Source organism: Salmonella sp. 32010601201800023SM (assembly GCF_017572235.1).
In the GTDB taxonomy this organism is placed as follows: domain Bacteria; phylum Pseudomonadota; class Gammaproteobacteria; order Enterobacterales; family Enterobacteriaceae; genus Salmonella; species Salmonella enterica.
In genome coordinates this window covers 13616-37501 of sequence record NZ_JAGEQS010000002.1, presented here as the reverse complement: position 1 = coordinate 37501, position 23886 = coordinate 13616, and the positions used below count along the sequence as shown (strand labels likewise).

Below are 23886 nucleotides of genomic sequence, written 5' to 3'. Positions count from 1 at the left end.
CCACCATCCCCGACAGACAATTGTCTGTTTTACTACTAAGCATCATTATGCAGAGGTTTCACTTCCAGAAACGCTTTTAGCCCCGGAGCACTCTTGCGCTGTTTTTGTATCTCAAATAAGTATAGTCATAAAAAAACCGACGCTTTTGGCATCGGTTCTTGTGGGTTAGCTATCGGTAAGCGCGTTCTGGTATTTATGTAACATGCCCGTCAGACGTTTAACCGGTTCCGTCACCTGCGGCGGCGCCTCCCAGATACGTAATTTCTCCTGATAGATATCCAGCTCATCCAGCAACTGACCAAAGTAGCGTCGCCGTTTATCATCGCTTCCGGCGGAAATAACATGGTCTGCGGTACGACGAAGCTGGCGGTGGAACACTGACAGATCCTCATTAACCGGTATCGGCGCGTCGCGCAGACGTTGATGAGCAATGATCATCGTTAGCGCCAGGCGAAACTTCGGCAAATCGCCAGGGAATTTATTCATCAGCAAAAAGAGTTGCTGATATAACGCAGGCAGACGGTTTTCTTTACGACGTACCACGTTGGTCGTCATTGCCGAGACCGCAGCGGAAACAAACTGATTAAGCAGCACGCGACCGGTTCGATCTTTGGATTTATCACGCACCAGCAGGATGACGATAAACGCCAGCATACAGCCGACAATTTGCCCCAACGCGCTGTCGAGGAACTGGCTGAAATGGAACGTCATCGGATTATCCAACACAATAATGTTAATCGTACTGGCCAGCGCCCCCATCGACCCCAGACGCCGTTTCTGGACCTCAATGCCGATAAAGAACCCCAATACCGCCAGGCTCAAACATAACAACAGCATACTTTGCTGCGTATTGGGAATAATCACCAGGAAATAGAGCAATCCCAGCGGCAACGCCGCCAGAGTGCCATAAATAAAATCAATGCAGACCATGCGCGGATTGGGTAAACGCATCGCCAGCGAGGTCACCACGGCAATCATCACCATCGCGCCATTACCCGATGTCCAGCCGGTCCATAGCCAGAATAATGTCCCCAGTATGCAGGAAAGCGTGGTGCGCCAGAAGTTCACCATCGCATGGTGACGTTCAGCGGATTCCACTTTAACTACGGGCTCGCCTTGCAGGATCTCTTCTTCCGTCGCGCTGATTTTGGTGTTACTGATCACGCCGCGTTTAAGCAGCAGATAGCGCGTCGCTGCGCCTACCCAGCTATAAAGCGTGACGGGCGTTTCGCGCTCGCCGGTCCAGACAATGACACGCCGCATCCGTTTTAACTGCCTGTGGACGTCCTGTACCGTTTCAACCGGCGTCTCGAACAGTTCCCGGAATGTATCGGTAATCAGTTCCGGCCGCGTGTTTTGAATAAGATAAGTTTCACAGGATTGCGTAATCAGCGTGAGCGAAAGCGTATTCAACGCTTTCAGGCGGCGGTTAGCGCGTACCCAGCGCGAAGATTCCATATTCAGATTACTTCGCATTCCCTCCAGCGCCGCCGTGCGTCGCACCAGATCGCCCCAGGCGTTGTCGACTTCTTCGCTGTCGCCATGCTTAATACAAAGTTGCATTAGCTGATATTGCGCTACCAGTAAACTGTCCAGTTCGCGATCAACCTCCTGCTTTATCGATCGCGGCGAGAAAAGCAGATCCGCTAAAATAGCGCAGCCAATGCCGATGACGATTTCGCTACAGCGCTCAAGCGCAAATTGCGGCGTAAGCAGCGGCTCCGTCTGAATGGTAATCACAATGATCAGCGCAGTATAACCTGACAGTCCCCACGCATAAGAGTTTTCGATCCGTACTAAAGAGGAGATCCAGGTACAAAAACCGGCCCAGACACAGCACACCAGAATCATCAATAGCGGCGCGCGGATCATAGAGATAATAATGATAAGCGCGGCGATACAGCCAATAAACGTCCCGATAATACGCAACATTCCGCGATAACGGATAGCGCCGGAATAGGGTTCCCCGCCGGCGGCAAATGCCGGGCCTGCCGCCACGATCGCGGCGGTCAGCACCGCCCAACGCGGCGTCTCCAGTTGAAAATGGAAGCCGATAAATAATGCCAGCACAATGGCGCACGCCAGCTTTACCGCAAAACGAATGTGCTGGTTGGCAATGGAGAAAATGCCCATGACGATTAACCGAATTCGCGCAGCCGGTGCGCCAGTTTACGGAAGAAGGAGTCCTGGCTTGCGTCACGATCCTGCTTACCGGTGATCACGACGGTTGCCGTCGTACCGGCAGGCCACAAATTCCCCTGCTGCTCGTCGAGCCGGATACGCACCGGGACACGCTGGGCCAGACGCACCCATTCGAGGTTAGAGTCTATCGTCGCCATCCCTTTCGCATCGCTGGTACTGCTGGCATTCGTTACCCCTGCCGCCACGCTATCGACGGTACCTTTTAATACCCGGTTGCTGCCAAGCGGCGTGATTTCGGCACGATATCCCGGACGCACGCCTTCCAGCTTGGTCTCTTCCATATAGGCCTGCACATAAAAAGAGTTCTTTTTCACCAGGGCGACGGCTGTGGAACCGCGGGTAATAAATTCACCGGCATAAACATTAAGGTTAGTCACCCAGCCGTCGGCAGGCGCGCGAATGACGGTACGCTCCAGATCGAGTTTAGCCAGATCGCGCGTCGCCTGGGCTTTAGCCAGTTGATGCAGTACCGTCTGCAAGACGTTGTTCGCCTGATCGATCTCTTCCCGGGACATCGCCTGTACGCCGAGGCGATTACGGCGACCGGCTTCCTGGCGTTTTTCCTGCGCCAGTACCTGATAATAGGCTACATCAGCTTCCGCTTCCGCCAGCGCTTTTTGATAGCGTGGCTGATCGATGGTAAACAGGACCTGATCCTTTTTCACCAGTTGGTTATCATGCACGTTTACATGGGTAATCAGGCCCGCGACATCCGGGGCAATAGCGACGACATCGGCGCTAAAACGCGCGTCGCGCGTCCAGGGAGATTCGGTGTAATACACCCAGGCGCGGAAAATGGCGATAAAGGCCAGAATAACCAGTACGAGGGTAATGGCCGTACGGGAGAGTTTTCTTGTTAGTGTTTTCACTTCAACCTCAAACGAACAGGCGCGATATTAAATAAAACAGACAACAATACAGCGCGGTATTGAACAGAGCCGGATGCCAGACAAAATCATAGATACCCGTCGGCACAAGCATCCGACGCACCAGCCAAAAAATAGCCAGTGACAAAAGCAATTCGAAAAATATCGGTGGGAAGGAAAGACCAAACACCACGATAACGGGAAACAGACTCATGTTGACCTTGATTTCTGAGAGAGAGCAGGCGATAGATTGTTAAGCTACATCGCCGCAGAGAAGGGCAAGAGACGCCAGGCGAGAGCGACATAGCTCTTATTCGAATAATAGTATATTAACGTAATTGTTATGCTGTTATCTATATTATGTGATCTAAATCACTTTTAAGCCAGAGTGAATAATGGAACGATTAAAACGAATGTCGGTATTCGCCAAAGTTGTCGAGTTTGGCTCTTTTACCGCCGCAGCCAGACAGCTGCAAATGAGCGTATCGTCCATCAGCCAGACTGTGGCGAAACTGGAAGATGAGCTTCAGGTTAAATTGCTCAACCGCAGCACACGCAGCATTGGGCTTACCGAGGCTGGAAAAATCTATTATCAGGGCTGCCGTCGTATGCTGCATGAAGTGCAGGATGTTCATGAGCAGCTTTACGCTTTTAATAACACGCCCATCGGTACATTGCGTATCGGCTGTTCTTCAACCATGGCGCAAAATGTGCTGGCCGGGCTTACCGCAAAATTATTAAAAGAGTATCCCGGTCTGGCGGTCAATCTGGTGACAGGAATTCCGGCTCCGGATTTAATTGCCGACGGGCTGGACGTGGTGATCCGCGTGGGCGCGCTGCAAGACTCCAGCCTGTTTTCCCGTCGACTCGGCGCGATGCCGATGGTTGTGTGCGCCGCCAAGCCCTACCTCGCTCAGTACGGCGTCCCGGAAAAACCCGCCGATCTCAGTAGCCATTCCTGGCTGGAATATAGCGTGCGCCCGGATAATGAGTTTGAACTTATCGCGCCGGAAGGAATTTCTACCCGACTGATTCCACAGGGGCGGTTCGTCACTAACGATCCGATGACGCTGGTACGCTGGCTGACCGCCGGAACCGGAATCGCTTATGTGCCGCTGATGTGGGTGATCGATGAGATCAATCGTGGCGATCTGGAGATCCTGCTGCCTCGCTATCAGTCCGATCCCCGTCCGGTGTACGCGCTGTACACCGAAAAAGATAAGCTGCCGCTTAAAGTGCAGGTAGTGATTAACGCGTTAACTGACTATTTTGTCGATGTCGCACACCTGTTTCAGGGGATGCACGGGCGAGGGAAAGAAAAATAAAAACACCGGGTAATTGCTGAAGACGATTGTAGGCCAGATGCCACCCGAGGCTGACATTTCCTGATGGCGCTGCGCTTATCAGGCCTGGGCGGCACACACCACAGGCCTGATAAGGCGGGCAGTTATGCGGTGCCGCCAACCGTCAGGTTATCGACTTTCAGCGTCGGCTGGCCTACGCCTACCGGCAGACTTTGCCCCTCTTTACCGCAAACCCCCACCCCGTTATCCAGCTTAAGGTCATTGCCGACCATGGAGATCTGTTGCATCGTTTCAATGCCTGATCCAATCAACGTCGCGCCCTTCACCGGCGTCGTGACTTTTCCGTTTTCAATCAGATACGCTTCCGAGGTAGAGAACACAAACTTGCCGGAGGTGATATCCACCTGACCGCCGCCAAAGTTAGGCGCATAGATGCCGTACTCAACGGATTCGATAATTTCCTGCGGCGTTGACTGCCCCGCCAACATATAGGTATTCGTCATACGCGGCATCGGCAGATGCGCATAAGATTCGCGACGCCCGTTACCGGTCGGCGCAGCGCCCATCAGGCGCGCGTTCAGCTTGTCCTGCATGTATCCTTTCAGCACGCCATTTTCAATCAATACGTTGTACTGGCCTGGCGTACCTTCATCATCGATAGCAACGGAGCCACGACGGTTCATCATTGTGCCGTCATCCACTACGGTGCAAAGCGCGGAGGCAACCTGCTCACCGATCTGACCGCTAAACACTGACGTCCCACGACGGTTGAAATCACCTTCCAGCCCGTGCCCGACCGCTTCGTGCAGCAATACGCCCGGCCACCCGGCGCCCAGAACCACCGGTAACGTCCCCGCTGGCGCAGCGACCGCGGAGAGATTAACCAGCGCCATGCGTACCGCTTCTTTCGCCCACGCGTCGGCGCGCACCTCGCCGTCGAGATCGGCAAGAAAATACTCATAACCAAAGCGACCGCCGCCGCCGCTGGCGCCGCGCTCGCGTTTACCGTCTTCTTCCACCTGCACGCTAACGGACAAACGCACCAGTGGACGGACATCCGCCGCCAGCGTCCCGTCGGTCGCCGCCACGAGGATTAATTCATATACGCCGGTCAGGCTGGCGTTAACTTCCTGCACGCGTTTATCGGCTTCTCGCGCCGCTTTATCAACGCGTCTGAGGATATCCAGCTTCTCTTCGCGGCTCATACTTTGCAGCGGATCAAGGGGGGTGTAGAGCGGCTGATGCGCTACGGCGGCGAGCGTTTTTACCTTGCCTTCGCCGTTCTCGCGTACAATGGTTCGCGCTGCCTGCGCACTCTGCTCCAGCGCGAGGAGGCTTATCTGGTCAGCATAAGCAAAACCGGTTTTTTCGCCGCTAATGGCGCGAACGCCAACGCCCTGGTCGATATTATATGAACCATCTTTAATGATGCGGTCTTCTAAAACCCAGGATTCGTGATAGCTCGACTGAAAATAGAGGTCGCCATAATCAAGACGGCGTTCGGCCAGTTGGCCCAAAATAGCGAACAGATCCTGATGGTTCAGGCCATTCGCCGCTAGCAATTGTTCACTTACCAGGTTCAGACTCATCGTTTTTGCTACTCGTTGATTTCTGCCGGATGGCGGTTCACGCCTGATCCGGACTACGTTGTTAGATTGTACAAACCGGATAAACGCAGCGCCGTCCGGCATGACTATTTACTGAGAGTGGGGCAATTCCTCGCCCCCGTCAAATCATTGCTGGCTTTCTTTTCTCGGTTGGCGCAGAACTTCGTTGATCTGCGGCGCATCGACCGGACCGGTAATGCGATATCGCAAAATGGAGACCTTGCTCCATAGCGGCCCCAACACTTTACTGGCGGCAAATACCGCCGCGCCGACAATCGGGTTAACGGCAAACGCGGCGGCGACGCCCACGGTGGCGGAAATTTCCGGTGCGACAACGGCCTCCATATCAAGACGACGACGCACCAGATCAACAGAACCTTTCATTGCAATATCCGCTTCCAGCCCATCCACCAGCGTATCGTCAGTATGCAGGACGCCATCTTTAATCCACGCGGTACTATGAATAGAGTCGAAATAGAAGCCCTCGCTAAAGGTATCTCTGAAGTCAAACCGCAGCTTACGCAGCAACGCGTCAAAACTGAGCAGCCGCAGTAGCTGTCCGGCATGACCGCTACTGAGATCAGTAAACTCGCCTTTGCCCAGACGCGTACGTAAAATCCCGTTGAGCGTGGCTTCCTCAGGTTGCCAGGGCGGGTTTCGCCAGTGCAGATCGTAATCTACGTTAAAAGACGCGTTCTGGATTGGCGTCGAGATGCCGAAGAACCCGGCAGCCGTGTCGAGGTTACTACCATGCAGACTACCTTTCAGCGAGGTTCGTTCATTACCCGGCGCATTCACCCACTCGCCGCTCGCTTTCAAACGGGCGAATCCGGTATCGATCAGGCCATTCGCCAGAGTCAGCGTATTGCCTTTGATGGCGAAATCGCCATCAATACGCCCATATTTTTGCCCCCATAGCCAGCACTCTTCGCAGCGAAGCTGTAAGTCCGGCCAGCCGCGGAAGCTAATCGTGTTCGCCGAAGCCAACGGCGATGTCGGCGTTGGTGACGAGGCGTGCGTTTTTGCGACGCCAGGGTTGTAATACAGGTACTTAATGTTCGCCAGCCACGGCGCATGGTTGCGCATGAGCAGCGTGGCGTTCACCTCACGGCCCTGCGCTTCAATTTTTGTTCCGTTCAGCGAGGGGGCTGAAACGACGCTCAAATTGTTCCACTGCTGGCCGCCCAGCGATAGCGCGGGAGTACGCAACGTGACGCGTTGAGGAAACTCGGCCGAACTGCTCACGTTATCCGCCGCGCCTTTCTGGAATAACGCCAGCCATTGCGCGCCATCCAGCGCCGGCAGATTGAGCTCAACGCCTTGTTGAGCAGGCAATGGCGGAATCGTCCGGCTGTCCGTCGTCCAGATAGCCCGATCCAACGTCAGCTTCTGATTTAATAACCAGCGGCTGTTAAAGTGATTTTTACTCCCTGCGCTCCCCGTTAGCGCAAAACTTTTCAGGTTGCCGTCAGCCTGAATGTTCACCGGAATGGCTTCGCCTGCGGGTTTATTTAGCGGAGAAGGTAAGTGACTACTCACATTTCTCAGATCGCCGTTCAGCTCGATGTGATAAGTGGTGTCAGCGTGATATGGAAGATCGATGCCGACTTTACCATTCCACGTCACGCTGCCGCTCAGGGCGTCATTCAGTTGCGGCGGTAAGACGCCCATACGCGTTGGCTGCCAGTTACCGTTCAGGTTGACGGCGACCTGATAGGCTTTTGCCCCTTCCGTCGTACTGAAATCCAGGTTAAGCGGCTGATTAAACCAGTTTGCCGTCAGCGGCCCGCTTTTTAGCGCGCCATTCACAAAGCTGAATTTACCGTTCAGATTTTTGAGCGTGCTGTTTAGCGGCTTAATAAACAGACTGTTATTACGCAACGAGACATCGCCCTCAGCGGTAACCTGTTCTCCGTCCAGCGGAATATCAAGATGTAAGCGAGCATTCACATCGCCATCTAATTGGAGCTCCGCCAGCGTCGAGCCAAGCGAGTCTTTTAGTGGCGTCTCGTCGAAATAAGGCCCAACGGCTTTTCCCGGCCCGTTAATATCGGCATCAATGAGCAGTTTCTCTTTGGAATAATCCGGAATCGCCGCCGCGAGTTTGCTGGCCTTCACCCCGCCCAAATCGACGCTATCCGAACGCATCCACAGGCCGTCGTTCAGGAAATCCAGTTCAATGTTGAGATTTTTTAGCGCCGGCCAGTCGGGTTGAAAGGCAAACGTCGCATTGCGCAGCGGCACCAGCACTTCAAACTGACCTTCGTTATGCTTATAGGGAAAGAGGTGCGGGTTACCACCGTAAACCAACGTGGCGTTATCCGCCTCGCCGCCCTGAATCGCGCCGCTAAGGTAATCGACCAGCGCTTTGCCCATCAGGTTTTCCGGAAAATAGCGCCACGCCTGAGATCCATCGTCGGTACTGATTCCGGCCAGAATGCCCAGCCACGGTTCGTCGCCCGTCGGTTGCAGATAGCGGAACCCGCCGCGCGCATGTACCGCCTTTGCTTTGACGTCAATGTCGCGGCCATCAAGCTGAAAGCCGTTCTCATTCTTCAACCAACTAAGCGTCGCGACGCCGTTTTCAATTTCCAGCGGCGCGCGAAAAACGGTTTCATAGGGCATCTTAGCCTGCTGCATCGCAACCTTCATCTGCCCGTCTTCTACGCTTCCCGCCAGCGTACCGGAAAAATGTTCCGCGCCGGGCAACAGCTTCCACTGTTTCCAGGCAAGGTTTTCCCACGATGCCTGAAAACGCGTTTTTTCGGTCGCCTGTAGCGGAATATCCAGCGCCAGTGTGGCGATCTTTCCGCTCGGCTGCGTAGCCTGCCATATTTCGCCCAGCACAGGCGACAGTTTAGCCGCCAGCGGACGTAATGCTTCCAGCCCCGCCAGTTCAAGATTACTGGCGCGAATGCGTAGCTCATCGCTACGTGTGTGATTCTCGCCGCCGACATCCTGCTGCGGGAGCCAGGCCACGGTTAAGGCTCCGCTCGGCCAGGGTTTACCATCAAGCGTAATCCGTGTGTCCGGAATATAAAACTGCCAGCCCGGCTGCTCGCGGCTAATCTGCGCCGTCAGGTTATCGACAGACAGCGTGTGCGTCGTGTTATCGCCCAGCCAGCTTGCGCCGCCCTGTTTCAGCCAGACGTCCCCTCCGGCGATTTCGCCTTTACTGAGCGTCATCCAGCCTTCCAGACTGAAACGCGCCGTCTGGAGCGCCACATTATCCTGCATCCATTTGCCCAGCCACGGCTTGACGTCAATATCGTCGGCCTGTAACCAGACTCTGCCGTTATTTAGCAAACCGTCGTCATCGCGTAAATCCATCCGCACCTGCATCACGCCGTGCTGGCCGGTCAGGCTGGAGAGGCTGACTTCGCCTTCGGCGCGGTGCCGCTCTTTGCCGTTTAGCCAGGTAAGCTGTGGGATCGCCAGCTCCGCGCGTTGTCCGGAAAGCGTCAGAAAACTGATTTGGCTATCGCGCAGATCGAAATGATCGAACTGCCGCAGGAAAAGATCGCTTAAACGGCTGGTTTCGATGCCTTCGCCGTCGCTGCTTTGAAGAGGCGTGTTGGTGCGGAAATTGAGTTGCCAGAAGGTCAGGTCGCGAAACTGCCAGCGCATATGCAACAGGCTTTGCCAGACGTCCAGCGCCAGCGTAACGCGTTTTATCGACAGTTCGCCGCCATCTTTCAGGGCGGCATGAATATTATGCGCTTCCAGCGTAGGGCCAAAATTTTGCCAGCTTGCGGAGAGTTGGCTGGCGGCCACCGGCACGCCGGTCACGGACTCAATTTTATTCAGGATAGCTGGACGCCAGGCGTCAAGATGAGGCAACGCCAGGCGCAGCCCGCTAACCAGCAGCGCTGCAATGACGATGAGCGCGGCTCCAGTGAGCAATAAAATCCCCGGCAATCGCCTCACGCGTCTCTCCTTGTCTGCCAAAAAATACGACTCACAACCTTGCTTTGCCGGACGGCGGCGTGAACGCCTTATCCGGCCTGCAAATGCTCGTACGGGTCGCGGTCTTTTACATCATTACGACGTCAAACTGCTCCTGGTTATAAAGCGGTTCGACCTGAACTTTAACCTGTTTGCCGACAAAGATTTCGACTTCCGCCAGCGCGTGTGATTCTTCGCCTTTCAGCGCTTCCGCCACCGCAGGAGAAGCATAAACCAGGAAGCGATCGGAGTCATAAGCGTGATGAACACGTACAATTTCACGCATGATCTCATAGCAGACGGTTTCCACCGTTTTTACCGTCCCGCGGCCATGACAGGTTGGACACTCGTTACAAAGCACATGTTCCACGCTTTCACGAGTCCGTTTACGGGTCATTTCCACCAGTCCCAGCGGCGAAAAACCGTTAATACTGGTTTTCACGCGATCCTTACTTAACGCCTGTTCCAGCGAATGCAGCACCCGGCGGCGATGATCTTCATTATTCATGTCGATAAAATCGATAATGATAATGCCGCCCAGATTACGCAGGCGTAGCTGGCGGGCAATGGCCTGAGTCGCTTCAATATTGGTATTAAAAATGGTGTCGTCGAGATTACGGTGTCCAACAAACGCGCCGGTATTGATATCTACCGTCGTCATCGCTTCGGTTTGGTCGATAATCAGATAACCGCCGGACTTGAGTTCAACCTTACGCTCCAACGCGCGCTGGATCTCATTTTCCACGTCATAAAGATCGAAGATCGGCTGATGGCCACTGTAATGCTCCAGCTTACTGGTCATTTCCGGGATGTATTCTGCGGTAAACTCCAGCAGCGACTCATAGGTCAGACGTGAGTCGACGCGAATTCGGTCCAACTGCGCATCGGCGAAATCGCGCAGCACGCGCTGCGCCAGCGCCAGTTCGCCATACATCTGGTAGCGCGTTTGCGGACGCTTTTTGCGCTCCATGACTTTCGTCCAGACGCGCTTGAGATAGGCGGCGTCAGACGCGAGATCCTCTTCACACACGCCTTCCGCCGCGGTGCGGATAATAAACCCGCCCTGTTCGTCGCAGTATTCCGCCACCACCTTTTTCAGGCGCTCGCGTTCACTTTCGCTTTCGATACGCTGGGAAACGCCAACGTGTGACGCGCCGGGCATAAAAACAAGGTAACGGGAGGGCAACGTGATGTCCGTGGTCAAACGCGCGCCTTTCGTGCCGAGCGGATCTTTCACTACCTGCACCATCAGATCCTGTCCCTGACGCACCAGTTCGGAGATATCGCGCACGGTAAACTGTTTTTGCTCGTCGCCCGCCACGCATTCGGTATGCGGCATAATGTCGGAAGCGTGAAGAAATGCGGCTTTATCCAGCCCAATATCTACAAAAGCCGCCTGCATACCTGGAAGTACACGACTTACACGACCTTTGTAGATATTGCCTACGATTCCGCGTCGCGCTTCGCGCTCAATATGGATTTCCTGAAGAATACCGCCATCAATGTACGCCACGCGCGTTTCCGATGGCGTTACGTTTACCAACAATTCAGCCGTCATGTTTATCCCTTTTATCACGCAGTGCGTTAAAATGACTCAACAACTCATACGTTTCAACCAGCGGTAAGCCGACCACGGCGTGATAGCTGCCATTTATCTTCCTGACAAAACAGCCACCCCGCCCCTGAATACCGTATGCACCTGCTTTATCTAAAGGCTCGCCGCTGGCGACATAGCCAGTAATATCCTGCGCAGAAAGCGTGCGGAAAGTCACCTCCGTTACCACCAGACAATCCAGCGTCTGCTGCGAGTCCGCAAGCGCAACAGCAGTCATCACCTGATGCGTATTTCCGGAAAGCAAACGCAGCATTTCTGCGGCATGAGCGGCGTCGCGCGGCTTTTCCAGCACCTCGCCGTTTAACACGACTATCGTATCCGCGCCCAACACCGGCAGATCACGGGGAACCAGCGCCACGCCAGCCTGCGCCTTTTCGCGTGCCAGCCGAACAACATACTGCTGCGCGCTTTCCTGAGCACGCCGTTGCTCTTCAATACCAGGCACGACCTGCTCGAATGAAAATCCAAGTTGAGTCAATAATTCCTGGCGACGCGGGGAACCGGAAGCAAGATACAGAGTTGTCATATCGACCTTTATTGCACAGCAAACTGCTGGCGTACTTTACGCATCAGCAAAAAGAGCCAGGGCCACAGCACGCCATTGACTACACTACTCCAGAACACTTCCGGTCTGAAAGAGACGTTGATCACTAAAAACTCGGCCCAGAAAACAATAATGTCCACGGCCAGTGAAAGCAACATTACCACCAGCGCCTGCTGCCAGAGCGCCAGGTTACGGAAGAGCTGGAATTTCAGAGCGACCAGATAGGCGACAATACTCATCGACAGAGCGCGCACGCCAAGTGTGGAACCGCTGATGAGATCAAGTATGGCACCCATCACAAATCCCGTCCCCACATTTACGCGGTGCGGCAGGGCCAGAATCCAGTACAGTAAGATAAGCAAAACCCAGTTTGGCCGGAAAACAATGATGTCGTCCGGCCAGGGCATGATTTGCAGCAACAGCGCAATAAGAAAAGAGAGCCAGATAACCCAGCGCCCCTGGCTACGATAGCTCGCCACCATTACCCTCCCGGCGCACGCGCAGGCGGCGTGGTCGCGCCCGAAGGCGATGGTTGCGTTGATACCGGCGCAGTCTGGCCCGCAGATGGCTGAGTAATCCCCGTCGCCGGGTCCGGCACTGGCGCCGGCGGCCCCATCGCATCCGGAGAAGGCAACACCTGCGGCATCATCTGCATCAGGCGCTCATTGGCGACGCGGTGAACCTCTTCCGGCGTCATCGGATTGGCGCCGTTACGATCGGCTCCCCACAACAGCAGCAGATAGCGCAAACGCTGCAAACCCGCGGTTGGACGTGCCTGAATGACGGTATAGGCGCGCTGAGTGTCCAGCTTGACGGAGGAGACCACCGCCACCGGATACCCTTCCGGGAAACGCCCACCAAGTCCGGACGTTACCAGCACATCGCCGACGCGAATATCGGTATTGGCGGGCAGATGTTCAAGCTGAAGATCGTCAGTGCAGCCGTTACCGGCGGCAATCACGCGGATGTCATTGCGCAGTACCTGAATCGGCAGCGCATGAGTCGCATCGCAAATCAGCAGTACGCGGCTGGTCAGTTTCGCCACGGCGACAACCTGCCCTACGACGCCTTTGTCGCTAATGACCGGTTGACCTTCATATACGCCATTAACGCTGCCTTTATCGATAACGACCTGATCGCTGTAAGGATCGTTAACCGTTGAAATAACCTGCGTCACCATTTTCTGCTCGTCCTGACGCAGCGGCGACCCCAGCAGCTCGCGCAACCGCGCGTTCTCCTGTTTGTACTGCCCCAGCATCAGCAGGTCGCTGTTTTTTAGCAGTAATTCCTGGCGCAGCGCCCGGTTTTCCAGCTCAAGCTGGTCGCGAGAAGCCAGCGTTTGCGACACGCTGTCGAGCAGTTCACGAGGGCCGTTTGAAATAAAATAGAAAGGACTGACGGCAGTGTCCATGTACGTTCGGATTTGACTGAACGTCCCCAGGCGGCTGTCGGCAATGATAACGCCGAGCGCCACCAGCACCGCCAGAATAAGGCGAATCTGTAGCGACGGGCCACGGCTAAAAATTGGCTTCATAGGCTATGCGTATTCTCGCGTCGGAGAGGCAGGACAATCCAGGGATAATCCTGCCCGTATCCAACTACTCTTCGCTGAACAGGTCGCCGCCGTGCATATCGATCATTTCCAGCGCCTTGCCGCCGCCGCGCGCCACACAGGTCAGCGGATCTTCAGCAACCACGACAGGAATGCCCGTCTCTTCCATTAACAGACGGTCAAGGTTACGCAGCAGCGCGCCGCCGCCGGTGAGCACCATACCGCGCTCGGAGATGTCTGACGCCAGCTCCGGCGGACACTGTTCCAGCGCCACCATTACCGCGCTGACGATACCGGTCAACGGTTCCTGCAACGCTTCCAGAATCTCGTTTGAGTTCAGGGTAAAGCCGCGTGGAACGCCTTCCGCCAGGTTACGGCCACGCACTTCAATCTCGCGGACTTCGTCGCCCGGATAAGCGGAACCGATTTCGTGTTTAATACGTTCTGCGGTGGCTTCACCGATCAGAGAACCGTAGTTACGACGAACGTAATTAATGATGGCTTCGTCGAAGCGATCACCACCAATACGGACAGAAGAAGAGTAAACCACGCCGTTCAGGGAGATCACGGCAACTTCAGTGGTACCACCACCGATATCCACAACCATTGAACCGGTTGCTTCAGAAACTGGCAGACCTGCGCCGATCGCGGCCGCCATCGGCTCTTCGATCAAAAAGACTTCACGGGCGCCTGCGCCCTGAGCGGATTCACGAATCGCGCGGCGTTCTACCTGCGTCGCGCCGACCGGCACGCATACCAGTACGCGCGGGCTTGGGCGCATAAAGCTGTTGCTGTGCACTTGTTTAATAAAGTGCTGGAGCATTTTTTCGGTCACAAAGAAGTCAGCGATAACGCCGTCTTTCATCGGACGGATCGCAGCGATATTGCCCGGCGTACGGCCCAGCATCTGCTTCGCATCATGACCGACTGCAGCCACGCTTTTCGGCGAACCGGCACGATCCTGACGAATGGCCACAACGGAAGGCTCATTCAATACGATGCCTTGTCCTTTTACATAAATGAGGGTATTCGCGGTACCCAGGTCAATGGACAGGTCATTGGAAAACATGCCACGAAATTTTTTCAACATACTAAGGGATAATCCTGAAAGCTGGGGCGGAAAACAAAATCCGCTTACTTTACCAACCACACGCAGCAGCGACAAGGCGCAAAAATCATCTGCTACGGTGAAAATTAGTGCAGTTCGTTTCCTTTGTTACAAATCTCGGCCTGAGTCCCTCAGGGCTGAAAAAATCAGCAGCAATCCTCGCCTTCGTTTGCAACCTGTCAAAGGTCATTCACCTGCATATTTGCTGCAACAATCTGGCGAGCAGACAAGCACACCCCCATGAGGCGCAGCGCGCGTTATTCTACGTGAAAACAAATTAAACGGCAGGTTAAACCGAGTATCTTTGCGAATATTTTTTCACGTTTGTGTCAAGTAGTTGGGAGGAGGCAAAAAAATCACCCTGCCCGCCAGCCACGCCGCGTTTTGTCAGCGTCTGCCACTCGCCGCGCGAACGGACGCCCGTCGCGTAAACCTGCGTAGGCGTGCCCGCGCAGGCCTCTACCAGACTTTGAACCAGAAGCTGGTTTTCCGTTCGCTTCTCAATGTTTCTGACCAGACTCGGATGCAGCTTGAGTAATTCCACATTGAGCGCTTTAATCCAGCTCGTGCTAACCAGCGTCAAACCCGCCTGTGTCACCGCCACCCGAACGCCAAGCGCATTGACTAAGCGAAGGATGGGTTGTAACCGGCTGATGTGTTGACAAACATCTGCCTCCGCAAGTTCAATAATTATGCGATTTCGCTGTGATTTTTCACACTGCATTAACGTATCGCGCAACCAGCGCTGAAAACGCGGACGAATCAGCGACTCAACCGTCAACTGCATTGCCAGATTTTCATCCGGCCAGTAGCCCAGCAACGTAATCAGGCGGCTAATTTGTAATCTGTCATACTCTTCCGATAAACCAAATTGCAACACCATCGGCATATACTCCGCCGAGCTCACCTCTTCTTTACCGTCATAGATGCGACACATCAATTCCCGATGATGTACGCGACCTTCTCGCGTGACCGCCGGTTTTTGATAAAGTCGCGGTCCGCCCCGGTTCAGCATCTGCTCAATCAATGTGCGCCAGCGCACATTGCCGCGCCCTTTTTCCGGCAGCGTGTCGTCGTAGATAGCCCAGCTATTTCCCCCCTGCAGGGCGGCGTTCCGCGCCGCGGCTTCAGCATGTTCCATCACCTGCTCGGTGGACTGTCCGCTGCGCCAGGCGCAAATGCCGATATGTACCATATCGTCACGATCGAGCATTTTGTTAGCCGGTAGCGCATCGACAGCTTTTAAAAGTTGTCCGGCAATACTTTCCGCTTCTTTCAGCGTTCGATGCGGTAGCAGCACGGCAAAGTCGCTGCGGTGATAACGCGCCAGCAGCGAGCCTGGGTAACGCATAATAAATGTCGATAGCAGATTGATAAGCATAAACATCTGCTCTTCCGCCTGATTGCCTCCCAGGCTGTCGCGCAGAAGATTGAAATCTGGCAAGCGGATCATCATCACCACGCCATGCACTCCCACTTTTTCCTGATCTTCCAGCAGCGTCGCCAGTTGGTTATCAAAAAACAGACGGTTACCGAGCCCGGTTTTGGTGTCCTGCGCGGCGTAGGAGCGAATGAGGGTGTCCAGGCGACTACGCTGTTCGTGAGCAAACTGAATTTCGGAAAGCAATACATCAAGCGCGCTACTGGTGCGCGCCGGCCATTCGTAAACAGAACCGCGGACATTCGCCCCACGTTCGCCGTTCAGAATACGCGTGGAGCGAATTTCCAGAAGCTCCTGCCCGGAAAGCTGCCGCTGCAGCCAGCGCACCGATAAAAACAAAATCAGAACGATAAAACCGATCGCCAGCGTCAGCGGCGCCGTGGTGATCAGTGAGTGAAAATAGTTACCCATCGGGTCCTGATAAACCAGACGTAGCGACATTCCTGGATGTTTTATCAGCGGTACGACCAGCTCGCGATACATGTCGCTGGTGCCGGCTGGCCGATAACCTCTGGCGCGAGAATGGCTGTAGACGCTGCGCTCCCCCTGCAACAGATCGACACGCACAATATCGGAAGCAATCATGAGCTCGTCGATTTGCGGCGTCAGCGAGACAATATCATGGGTCACCAGGTGCGTATCAATGGCTGTTGCCGTCGCCTGCACACGGCTGACATACTTATACTGTACGGCGTTATAAAAGCTTAGCGAGCAACCTATCAGAGTCACGAAGATCGTTAACCCCGTGAGCAGCGTGATAAAAGCTGAGAATTTCGTCGTTAATCGCATCCTTGAGTTAACTCCGACGGTTATAAACAGTATGAAAAAGCGAATCTGAAGGCGGAATTCGCCACGGCGCGCAATGAAGCAGGCATACTACCAAAATGGATCTATCTGGCAATTTATTGCGTTGCATCGGCATCACGTTTTAATTAGCGAGTATAGTCTTCGTAGCTATTTTTCCAATCTACCATGTAAAGTGAGGACAGGTTATGCAGGCGTTGATCTTAGAACAGCAGGACGGTAAAACCCTCGCATCCGTGCAACATCTCGAAGAGAGTCAACTGCCGGCAGGTGATGTGACGGTGGATGTCCACTGGTCCAGCCTGAATTATAAAGATGCTCTGGCTATCACCGGAAAAGGGAAAATTATCCGTCATTTTCCGATGATTCCTGGTATTGATTTCGCCGGCACCGTTCACGCAAGCGAAGATCCTCGCTTTCATGCAGGCCAGGAAGTACTACTGACTGGCTGGGGCGTGGGCGAAAACCACTGGGGCGGCCTGGCCGAACGCGCACGCGTTAAAGGCGACTGGCTGGTCGCGCTGCCTGCGGGACTGAGCAGCCGTAACGCCATGATCATCGGCACCGCCGGTTTTACCGCCATGCTGTGCGTCATGGCGCTTGAAGATGCAGGTATTCGCCCGCAAGACGGTGAGGTTGTCGTCACCGGCGCCAGCGGCGGTGTGGGCAGCACTGCCGTTGCATTACTGCATAAGCTGGGCTATCAGGTTGCAGCAGTATCAGGACGTGAAAGCACCCACGGCTATCTTAAGAGCCTGGGAGCTAACCGTATTCTCAGCCGCGATGAGTTTGCTGAATCTCGCCCGTTGGAAAAACAGCTGTGGGCCGGTGCAATTGATACCGTTGGCGATAAAGTGCTGGCGAAAGTGCTGGCACAGATGAACTATGGCGGTTGCGTGGCCGCCTGCGGCTTGGCGGGCGGCTTCGCGCTGCCGACCACCGTTATGCCATTCATTCTGCGTAATGTGCGTTTGCAAGGGGTGGACTCGGTGATGACCCCACCGGCACGTCGCGCAGAAGCCTGGGCGCGTTTGGTTAAGGATCTGCCGGAATCGTTCTATGCTCAGGCCGCCACAGAGATTACGCTGGCGGATGCGCCGAAGTTCGCCGATGCCATCATCAATAATCAGGTTCAGGGCCGTACGCTGGTGAAGATAAAATAACGTCACGTATAAAAAAATTTACACTTAATTAACTATTTATTTTTACACATTGACACACTCCCTGTCATATTCACTACACGCCATGTTGTGGTGGGTAGACCGGGAGTCTGTGATGAAAAAGATACGTCCATTAACAGAAGCCGATGTGACTGCGGAATCGGCTTTTTTTATGCAGCGCCGACAGGTGCTAAAAGCATTAGGCATCAGCGCGGCCGCCTTATCCTTACCCTCAACGGCGCAGGCCGATCTCTTCAGTTGGTTTAAAGGCAACGATCGTCCGAAAGCGCCTGCCGGTAAACCGCTTGAGTTTAGTCAGCCTGCCGCCTGGCGAAGCGATTTAGCGTTAACGCCGGAAGATAAGGTGACGGGCTACAACAATTTCTATGAGTTTGGCCTTGATAAAGCCGACCCGGCGGCCAATGCCGGAAGTCTGAAAACCGAACCGTGGACGTTGAAAATCAGCGGGGAAGTCGCGAAGCCATTTACGCTGGATTACGACGATTTAACACATCGTTTCCCATTAGAAGAGCGTATCTATCGAATGCGCTGCGTCGAAGCGTGGTCCATGGTCGTGCCGTGGATTGGTTTCCCTTTATATAAGCTACTCGCGCAGGCACAGCCCACCAGCCACGCTAAATATGTGGCATTCGAAACGCTATACGCGCCGGATGATATGCCAGGACAGAAAGATCGCTTTATTGGCGGCGGACTGAAATACCCTTATGTCGAAGGGCTACGTCTGGATGAAGCCATGCATCCGCTGACTCTGATGACCGTTGGCGTCTATGGTAAGGCGTTACCCCCGCAAAACGGCGCGCCCATTCGACTCATCGTTCCATGGAAGTATGGTTTTAAAGGTATTAAATCTATTGTCAGCATTAAACTCACCCGCGAACGTCCGCCAACCACCTGGAATTTGTCGGCTCCCAACGAATATGGTTTTTACGCCAATGTGAACCCGCATGTGGATCATCCACGCTGGTCTCAGGCTACCGAACGCTTTATTGGTTCAGGCGGTATCCTTGATGTGCAAAGGCAGCCGACGCTGCTGTTTAACGGCTACGCCAATGAAGTCGCTTCGCTGTATCGCGGTCTCAATTTGCGGGAGAATTTTTAAGTGCGTCTGACAGTAAAACAGATAACCTGGCTAAAAGTTTGTCTGCATCTTGCCGGTTTTTTGCCGCTTCTGTGGCTCTTTTGGGCGATAAATCACGGTGGACTCAGCGCAGACCCGGTAAAGGATATCCAACACTTTACCGGCAGAACCGCGCTCAAATTTTTGCTCGCCACCTTGCTGGTTTCACCGCTGGCGCGCTACGCTAAACAGCCATTATTGATACGCACACGCCGCCTGTTGGGGTTATGGTGTTTCGTTTGGGCGACACTGCATTTAACCAGCTATGCCTTACTGGAACTGGGGATACATAACCTGGCGTTGTTAGGAAGCGAGTTGATTTCACGCCCTTATTTGACGCTTGGGATCATTAGCTGGCTGGTGTTATTGGCGCTAACGTTGACCTCAACGCAATTTGCGCAGCGTAAATTGGGCAAACGCTGGCAAACACTGCATAACGTCGTCTATCTTGTCGCGATCCTGGCTCCCATACATTACCTGTGGTCGGTAAAGATTTTATCACCGCAACCGGTCATCTACGCGGCATTAGCGTTAGCCCTTTTAGCGTTGCGTTACCGGAAGTTTCGCCAGTGGTGGCGCTAGTTTGGTGAACTGTGCGGTCGATTGCAAAACGCAAAACAGGTAATGTCCTTTTTATGTTTCGGGTTGATTATCTTCCCTGATAAGACCAGTATTTAGCTGCCAATTGCGACGAAATAGTTATAATGTGCGACTTTACATTGCCCAACGGCGATTTTCGTTCGCAGAAAGGGTGACAATCGAGCAATGAAGGTATATTTTGTTTTTTGCCCGAAAATGGCAGAAGATAGCCACACAATGACTGGCAAATCATGAATTTCACCTTCGGGTGCTACGGCATAACAGGCAAATCAAAGATGCGCGGTATTTTACCCGCGGCAGTCATTCACATGCTTTACAGACGGCGCTAAAACGCCTGTCACAATCACACTAAACAAAGAGTACGGAACCCACTCATGGATATTCGTAAGATTAAAAAACTGATCGAGCTGGTTGAAGAATCAGGTATCTCCGAACTGGAAATTTCTGAAGGCGAAGAATCTGTTCGCATCAGCCGCACAACGGCAAACGCCGGTTTTCCGGTGATGCAGCAGGCTTATGCGGCGCCGATGATGCAGCAACCCGCTCTGTCTAACGCTGTCGCGCCAGCGGCTACTCCAGCAATGGAAGCGCCTGCCGCAGCGGAAATCAGTGGTCACATCGTACGCTCCCCAATGGTTGGTACTTTCTACCGCACCCCAAGCCCGGACGCGAAAGCGTTCATCGAAGTGGGCCAGAAAGTGAACGTGGGCGATACCCTGTGCATCGTTGAAGCCATGAAAATGATGAACCAGATCGAAGCTGACAAAGCAGGTACTGTGAAAGCGATTCTGGTCGAAAGTGGTCAACCGGTAGAATTTGACGAGCCACTGGTCGTCATCGAGTAACGAGGCGAACATGTTGGATAAAATTGTCATCGCCAACCGTGGCGAGATCGCACTACGTATTCTTCGAGCCTGTAAAGAACTCGGCATCAAGACCGTCGCTGTGCACTCAAGCGCGGATCGCGATTTAAAACACGTATTGCTGGCGGATGAGACGGTCTGTATTGGTCCGGCACCGTCCGTAAAAAGTTATCTGAACATCCCGGCTATCATTAGCGCCGCTGAAATCACCGGCGCGGTGGCAATCCACCCGGGTTACGGCTTCCTTTCTGAGAACGCCAATTTTGCCGAGCAGGTTGAACGCTCCGGCTTTATCTTTATCGGCCCGAAAGCGGACACCATCCGCCTGATGGGCGATAAAGTGTCCGCGATTACCGCGATGAAAAAAGCGGGCGTGCCGACCGTACCAGGATCTGACGGCCCGCTGGGCGACGATATGAATGCGAACCGCGCTCATGCCAAACGTATTGGCTATCCGGTGATCATCAAAGCGTCCGGCGGCGGCGGCGGCCGCGGTATGCGCGTGGTTCGTAGCGATGCTGAACTGGCGCAGTCCATCTCCATGACCAAAGCGGAAGCGAAAGCAGCTTTCAGCAACGACATGGTATACATGGAAAAATACCTGGAAAATCCACGCCACATCGAAATTCAGGTGCTGGCGGACGGCCAGGGCAACGCTATCTATCTGGCGGAACGCGACTGTTCCATGCAGCGTCGCCACCAGAAAGTGGTTGAAGAAGCCCCGGCGCCAGGCATTACGCCGGAACTGCGTCGCTATATCGGCGAACGCTGCGCGAAAGCGTGCGTAGACATCGGCTATCGCGGCGCAGGGACGTTCGAATTCCTGTTCGAAAACGGCGAGTTCTATTTCATCGAAATGAACACCCGTATTCAGGTTGAACACCCGGTGACTGAAATGATTACTGGCGTCGATTTGATCAAAGAGCAGTTGCGCATCGCGGCGGGTCAGCCGCTGTCGATCACACAGGACGAAGTTGTCGTTCGAGGCCATGCGGTAGAATGCCGTATCAATGCCGAAGATCCGAACACCTTCCTGCCAAGCCCTGGCAAAATCACGCGCTTCCATGCGCCTGGCGGCTTTGGCGTTCGCTGGGAATCTCATATCTACGCGGGCTACACGGTGCCGCCGTACTATGATTCCATGATCGGCAAGCTCATCTGCTACGGTGAAAACCGCGATGTGGCGATTGCCCGTATGAAAAATGCCCTGCAGGAACTGATTATCGATGGTATCAAAACCAATATCGATCTGCAGACCCGCATCATGAATGACGAGCACTTCCAGCACGGTGGAACCAACATCCACTATCTGGAGAAAAAACTCGGTCTTCAGGAAAAGTAATCGCACGTTAATCTCAAAAGGCCGGTGAATCCGGCCTTTTTTATTTCTGGGGATAGCGATGCCCCATCATGTACAATTCCCGCTTTCTTCACCCATAAGGGACAAAAAATGGACGCTCGTTTTGTTCAGGCCCATAAAGAGGCGCGCTGGGCGCTGTGGCTGACCCTTTGCTATCTGGCGGCATGGTTAGTGGCTGCTTACTTACCTGGAGACTCGCCGGGAATTACCGGTCTGCCGCACTGGTTCGAGATGGCCTGCTTATTGACGCCGCTGGTCTTTATTTTGCTGTGCTGGGCGATGGTGAAATTCATTTATCGCGATATTTCGCTGGAGGATGACGATGCAGCTTGAGGTCATTCTACCGCTGGTAGCCTATCTGGTCGTGGTCTTCGGGGTCTCGATTTACGCTATGCGCAAGCGTACCGCCGGCACTTTTTTAAACGAATATTTTCTTGGCAGCCGTTCGATGGGCGGGATCGTGCTCGCGATGACGCTTACCGCCACCTATATTAGCGCCAGTTCATTTATCGGCGGTCCCGGCGCGGCTTATAAATACGGTCTGGGCTGGGTCTTGCTGGCGATGATCCAGCTTCCCGCCGTCTGGCTTTCACTGGGTATTCTGGGTAAAAAATTCGCTATCCTGGCGCGTCGCTATAATGCCGTCACGCTTAACGATATGCTATTCGCGCGTTACCAAAGCCGCCTGCTGGTGTGGTTGGCAAGCCTGAGTTTATTGGTCGCGTTTATTGGCGCAATGACCGTACAATTTATCGGCGGCGCGCGACTGCTGGAAACCGCGGCGGGAATTCCCTACGAAACCGGCCTGCTAATATTTGGCGTCAGTATCGCACTCTATACGGCGTTTGGCGGCTTTCGCGCCAGCGTACTTAACGATACGCTACAGGGCCTGGTGATGCTGGTCGGCACGATAGTGCTGCTGGTGGGCGTGGTGCATGCGGCGGGCGGTCTAAGTCAGGCCATTGACACGCTGCACGCTCTCGACCCCAAACTGGTAACGCCGCAGGGCGCCGATGACATACTTTCTCCCGCCTTTATGACCTCTTTTTGGGTACTGGTCTGTTTTGGTGTGATTGGCCTGCCGCATACGGCGGTGCGCTGCATCTCCTATAAAGACAGTAAAGCGGTACACCGGGGCATTATTATCGGTACGATTGTCGTGGCGATTTTAATGTTCGGGATGCACCTTGCCGGCGCGCTGGGTCGCGCGGTGCTTCCGGATCTGACGGTGCCGGATCTGGTGATCCCAACGCTAATGGTGAAAGTTTTGCCGCCGTTTGCCGCCGGGATCTTCCTCGCTGCGCCAATGGCGGCGATCATGTCAACAATTAATGCCCAACTGCTGCAAAGTTCCGCGACGATCATTAAAGATCTCTATCTCAACCTGCGCCCCGATCAGATGCAAAATGAGATCCGGCTGAAGCGTATGTCGGCAGCGATTACATTACTGCTAGGCGCGCTGTTGCTGCTGGCAGCATGGAAACCGCCAGAGATGATCATTTGGCTCAACCTGCTGGCGTTTGGCGGCCTGGAAGCGGTGTTCTTATGGCCGCTGGTACTGGGCCTTTACTGGGAGCGGGCAAACGCGGCAGGCGCATTAAGCGCCATGATCGTGGGCGGCGTGCTATATGCCCTGCTTGCCACATTTAATATTCAGTACCTGGGCTTTCATCCGATTGTGCCCGCGTTACTGTTAAGTTTATTGGCTTTTCTGATCGGAAACCGATTCGGCTCTTCCGCTTCGCAAGCCACCGTATTGTCTACTGATAAATAAAGA

General features: G+C 54.2%; 19 protein-coding genes. 8 read left to right on the top strand and 11 right to left on the bottom strand.

Going from position 1 to position 23886, the window contains the following annotated elements; translation table 11 throughout:
* Positions 1-165: 165 nt before the first annotated feature.
* Genes aaeB through aaeX form a run of 3 tightly spaced genes read right to left on the bottom strand, consistent with a single transcriptional unit; the run spans position 166 to position 3282 of the window.
* The gene (gene aaeB / locus J4617_RS07540) at positions 166-2133 is read right to left on the bottom strand and encodes a p-hydroxybenzoic acid efflux pump subunit AaeB (protein ID WP_000510913.1); all 1968 of its coding nucleotides are present in this window, start codon (positions 2131-2133) and stop codon (positions 166-168) included.
* Between the two features lie 5 nt (positions 2134-2138).
* A complete protein-coding gene (aaeA, locus tag J4617_RS07535; protein ID WP_000855134.1) occupies positions 2139-3071 on the bottom strand; it encodes a p-hydroxybenzoic acid efflux pump subunit AaeA in 933 nt (310 codons plus the stop codon).
* 7 nt (positions 3072-3078) lie between these two features.
* Entirely contained in the window at positions 3079-3282 is a 204-nt protein-coding gene (aaeX, locus tag J4617_RS07530) for a p-hydroxybenzoic acid efflux pump operon protein AaeX (protein ID WP_000051840.1), read from the bottom strand.
* A 181-nt stretch (positions 3283-3463) separates the two neighbouring features.
* On the opposite strand from aaeX, the gene aaeR reads away from it, so the two are divergent.
* Positions 3464-4393, top strand: a complete 930-nt coding sequence (gene aaeR / locus J4617_RS07525) for an HTH-type transcriptional activator AaeR (RefSeq protein WP_000440300.1) — start codon at positions 3464-3466, stop codon at positions 4391-4393.
* A 122-nt stretch (positions 4394-4515) separates the two neighbouring features.
* On the opposite strand, the gene tldD is transcribed toward aaeR, so the two are convergent.
* The 8 genes from tldD to csrD form a co-directional block, all read right to left on the bottom strand.
* Entirely contained in the window at positions 4516-5961 is a 1446-nt protein-coding gene (tldD, locus tag J4617_RS07520) for a metalloprotease TldD (protein ID WP_017465407.1), read from the bottom strand.
* Between the two features lie 144 nt (positions 5962-6105).
* The gene (yhdP, locus tag J4617_RS07515) at positions 6106-9906 is read right to left on the bottom strand and encodes an AsmA2 domain-containing protein YhdP (protein WP_024145772.1); all 3801 of its coding nucleotides are present in this window, start codon (positions 9904-9906) and stop codon (positions 6106-6108) included.
* Positions 9907-10012: 106 nt separating this feature from the next.
* The gene (gene rng / locus J4617_RS07510; protein WP_000123188.1) at positions 10013-11482 is read right to left on the bottom strand and encodes a ribonuclease G; all 1470 of its coding nucleotides are present in this window, start codon (positions 11480-11482) and stop codon (positions 10013-10015) included.
* Positions 11472-12065, bottom strand: coding sequence for a nucleoside triphosphate pyrophosphatase (locus J4617_RS07505; protein WP_000210306.1), 594 nt, complete (start codon positions 12063-12065; stop codon positions 11472-11474). Before J4617_RS07505 ends, rng begins: the two co-directional genes overlap by 11 nt.
* A gap of 8 nt (positions 12066-12073) precedes the next feature.
* Complete coding sequence (gene mreD, locus J4617_RS07500) at positions 12074-12562, bottom strand: rod shape-determining protein MreD (protein WP_000179403.1); 489 nt, start codon at positions 12560-12562, stop codon at positions 12074-12076.
* 2 nt (positions 12563-12564) lie between these two features.
* A complete protein-coding gene (gene mreC, locus J4617_RS07495; protein ID WP_000802538.1) occupies positions 12565-13617 on the bottom strand; it encodes a rod shape-determining protein MreC in 1053 nt (350 codons plus the stop codon).
* 64 nt (positions 13618-13681) lie between these two features.
* A complete protein-coding gene (gene mreB / locus J4617_RS07490) occupies positions 13682-14725 on the bottom strand; it encodes a rod shape-determining protein MreB (protein WP_000913396.1) in 1044 nt (347 codons plus the stop codon).
* A gap of 307 nt (positions 14726-15032) precedes the next feature.
* The gene (csrD, locus tag J4617_RS07485; RefSeq protein ID WP_001241381.1) at positions 15033-16973 is read right to left on the bottom strand and encodes an RNase E specificity factor CsrD; all 1941 of its coding nucleotides are present in this window, start codon (positions 16971-16973) and stop codon (positions 15033-15035) included.
* A gap of 203 nt (positions 16974-17176) precedes the next feature.
* Here csrD and J4617_RS07480 point away from each other — a divergent pair, with 203 nt between their 5' ends.
* From J4617_RS07480 to panF, 7 genes are all read left to right on the top strand, one after another.
* Positions 17177-18151 (top strand): MDR family oxidoreductase, encoded by a 975-nt coding sequence (locus J4617_RS07480; protein WP_001148246.1) that lies wholly within the window; start codon positions 17177-17179, stop codon positions 18149-18151.
* A 112-nt stretch (positions 18152-18263) separates the two neighbouring features.
* Positions 18264-19268 carry a protein-methionine-sulfoxide reductase catalytic subunit MsrP gene (gene msrP / locus J4617_RS07475; RefSeq protein ID WP_000723876.1) on the top strand — a complete coding sequence of 335 codons (1005 nt, stop codon included), beginning with the start codon at positions 18264-18266 and terminating at the stop codon, positions 19266-19268.
* Positions 19269-19868 carry a protein-methionine-sulfoxide reductase heme-binding subunit MsrQ gene (gene msrQ / locus J4617_RS07470; RefSeq protein ID WP_001241496.1) on the top strand — a complete coding sequence of 200 codons (600 nt, stop codon included), beginning with the start codon at positions 19269-19271 and terminating at the stop codon, positions 19866-19868. It begins immediately after the preceding gene.
* A 392-nt stretch (positions 19869-20260) separates the two neighbouring features.
* Positions 20261-20731: an acetyl-CoA carboxylase biotin carboxyl carrier protein gene (gene accB / locus J4617_RS07465; RefSeq protein WP_000354626.1), complete on the top strand. Its 471-nt coding sequence runs from the start codon at positions 20261-20263 to the stop codon at positions 20729-20731.
* 10 nt (positions 20732-20741) lie between these two features.
* Positions 20742-22091, top strand: a complete 1350-nt coding sequence (accC, locus tag J4617_RS07460) for an acetyl-CoA carboxylase biotin carboxylase subunit (protein ID WP_000884627.1) — start codon at positions 20742-20744, stop codon at positions 22089-22091.
* A gap of 108 nt (positions 22092-22199) precedes the next feature.
* Entirely contained in the window at positions 22200-22442 is a 243-nt protein-coding gene (locus J4617_RS07455) for a YhdT family protein (RefSeq protein WP_000340018.1), read from the top strand.
* On the top strand, positions 22432-23883 hold the full coding sequence (panF, locus tag J4617_RS07450; RefSeq protein ID WP_017465405.1) for a sodium/pantothenate symporter: 1452 nt from the start codon (positions 22432-22434) through the stop codon (positions 23881-23883). Before J4617_RS07455 ends, panF begins: the two co-directional genes overlap by 11 nt.
* Positions 23884-23886: the final 3 nt, after the last annotated feature.

What these genes read in the sequence shown, in the direction of transcription:
- mreC (WP_000802538.1), bottom strand. Translation starts at nt 13,617, where the DNA reads ATGAAGCCAATTTTTAGCCGTGGCCCGTCGCTACAGATTCGCCTTATT.
- msrP (WP_000723876.1), top strand. Translation starts at nt 18,264, where the DNA reads ATGAAAAAGATACGTCCATTAACAGAAGCCGATGTGACTGCGGAATCG.
- aaeB (WP_000510913.1), bottom strand. Translation starts at nt 2,133, where the DNA reads ATGGGCATTTTCTCCATTGCCAACCAGCACATTCGTTTTGCGGTAAAG.
- tldD (WP_017465407.1), bottom strand. Translation starts at nt 5,961, where the DNA reads ATGAGTCTGAACCTGGTAAGTGAACAATTGCTAGCGGCGAATGGCCTG.
- aaeR (WP_000440300.1), top strand. Translation starts at nt 3,464, where the DNA reads ATGGAACGATTAAAACGAATGTCGGTATTCGCCAAAGTTGTCGAGTTT.
- accB (WP_000354626.1), top strand. Translation starts at nt 20,261, where the DNA reads ATGGATATTCGTAAGATTAAAAAACTGATCGAGCTGGTTGAAGAATCA.
- rng (WP_000123188.1), bottom strand. Translation starts at nt 11,482, where the DNA reads ATGACGGCTGAATTGTTGGTAAACGTAACGCCATCGGAAACGCGCGTG.
- csrD (WP_001241381.1), bottom strand. Translation starts at nt 16,973, where the DNA reads ATGCGATTAACGACGAAATTCTCAGCTTTTATCACGCTGCTCACGGGG.
- accC (WP_000884627.1), top strand. Translation starts at nt 20,742, where the DNA reads ATGTTGGATAAAATTGTCATCGCCAACCGTGGCGAGATCGCACTACGT.
- J4617_RS07455 (WP_000340018.1), top strand. Translation starts at nt 22,200, where the DNA reads ATGGACGCTCGTTTTGTTCAGGCCCATAAAGAGGCGCGCTGGGCGCTG.
- J4617_RS07505 (WP_000210306.1), bottom strand. Translation starts at nt 12,065, where the DNA reads ATGACAACTCTGTATCTTGCTTCCGGTTCCCCGCGTCGCCAGGAATTA.
- mreB (WP_000913396.1), bottom strand. Translation starts at nt 14,725, where the DNA reads ATGTTGAAAAAATTTCGTGGCATGTTTTCCAATGACCTGTCCATTGAC.
- J4617_RS07480 (WP_001148246.1), top strand. Translation starts at nt 17,177, where the DNA reads ATGCAGGCGTTGATCTTAGAACAGCAGGACGGTAAAACCCTCGCATCC.
- aaeX (WP_000051840.1), bottom strand. Translation starts at nt 3,282, where the DNA reads ATGAGTCTGTTTCCCGTTATCGTGGTGTTTGGTCTTTCCTTCCCACCG.
- panF (WP_017465405.1), top strand. Translation starts at nt 22,432, where the DNA reads ATGCAGCTTGAGGTCATTCTACCGCTGGTAGCCTATCTGGTCGTGGTC.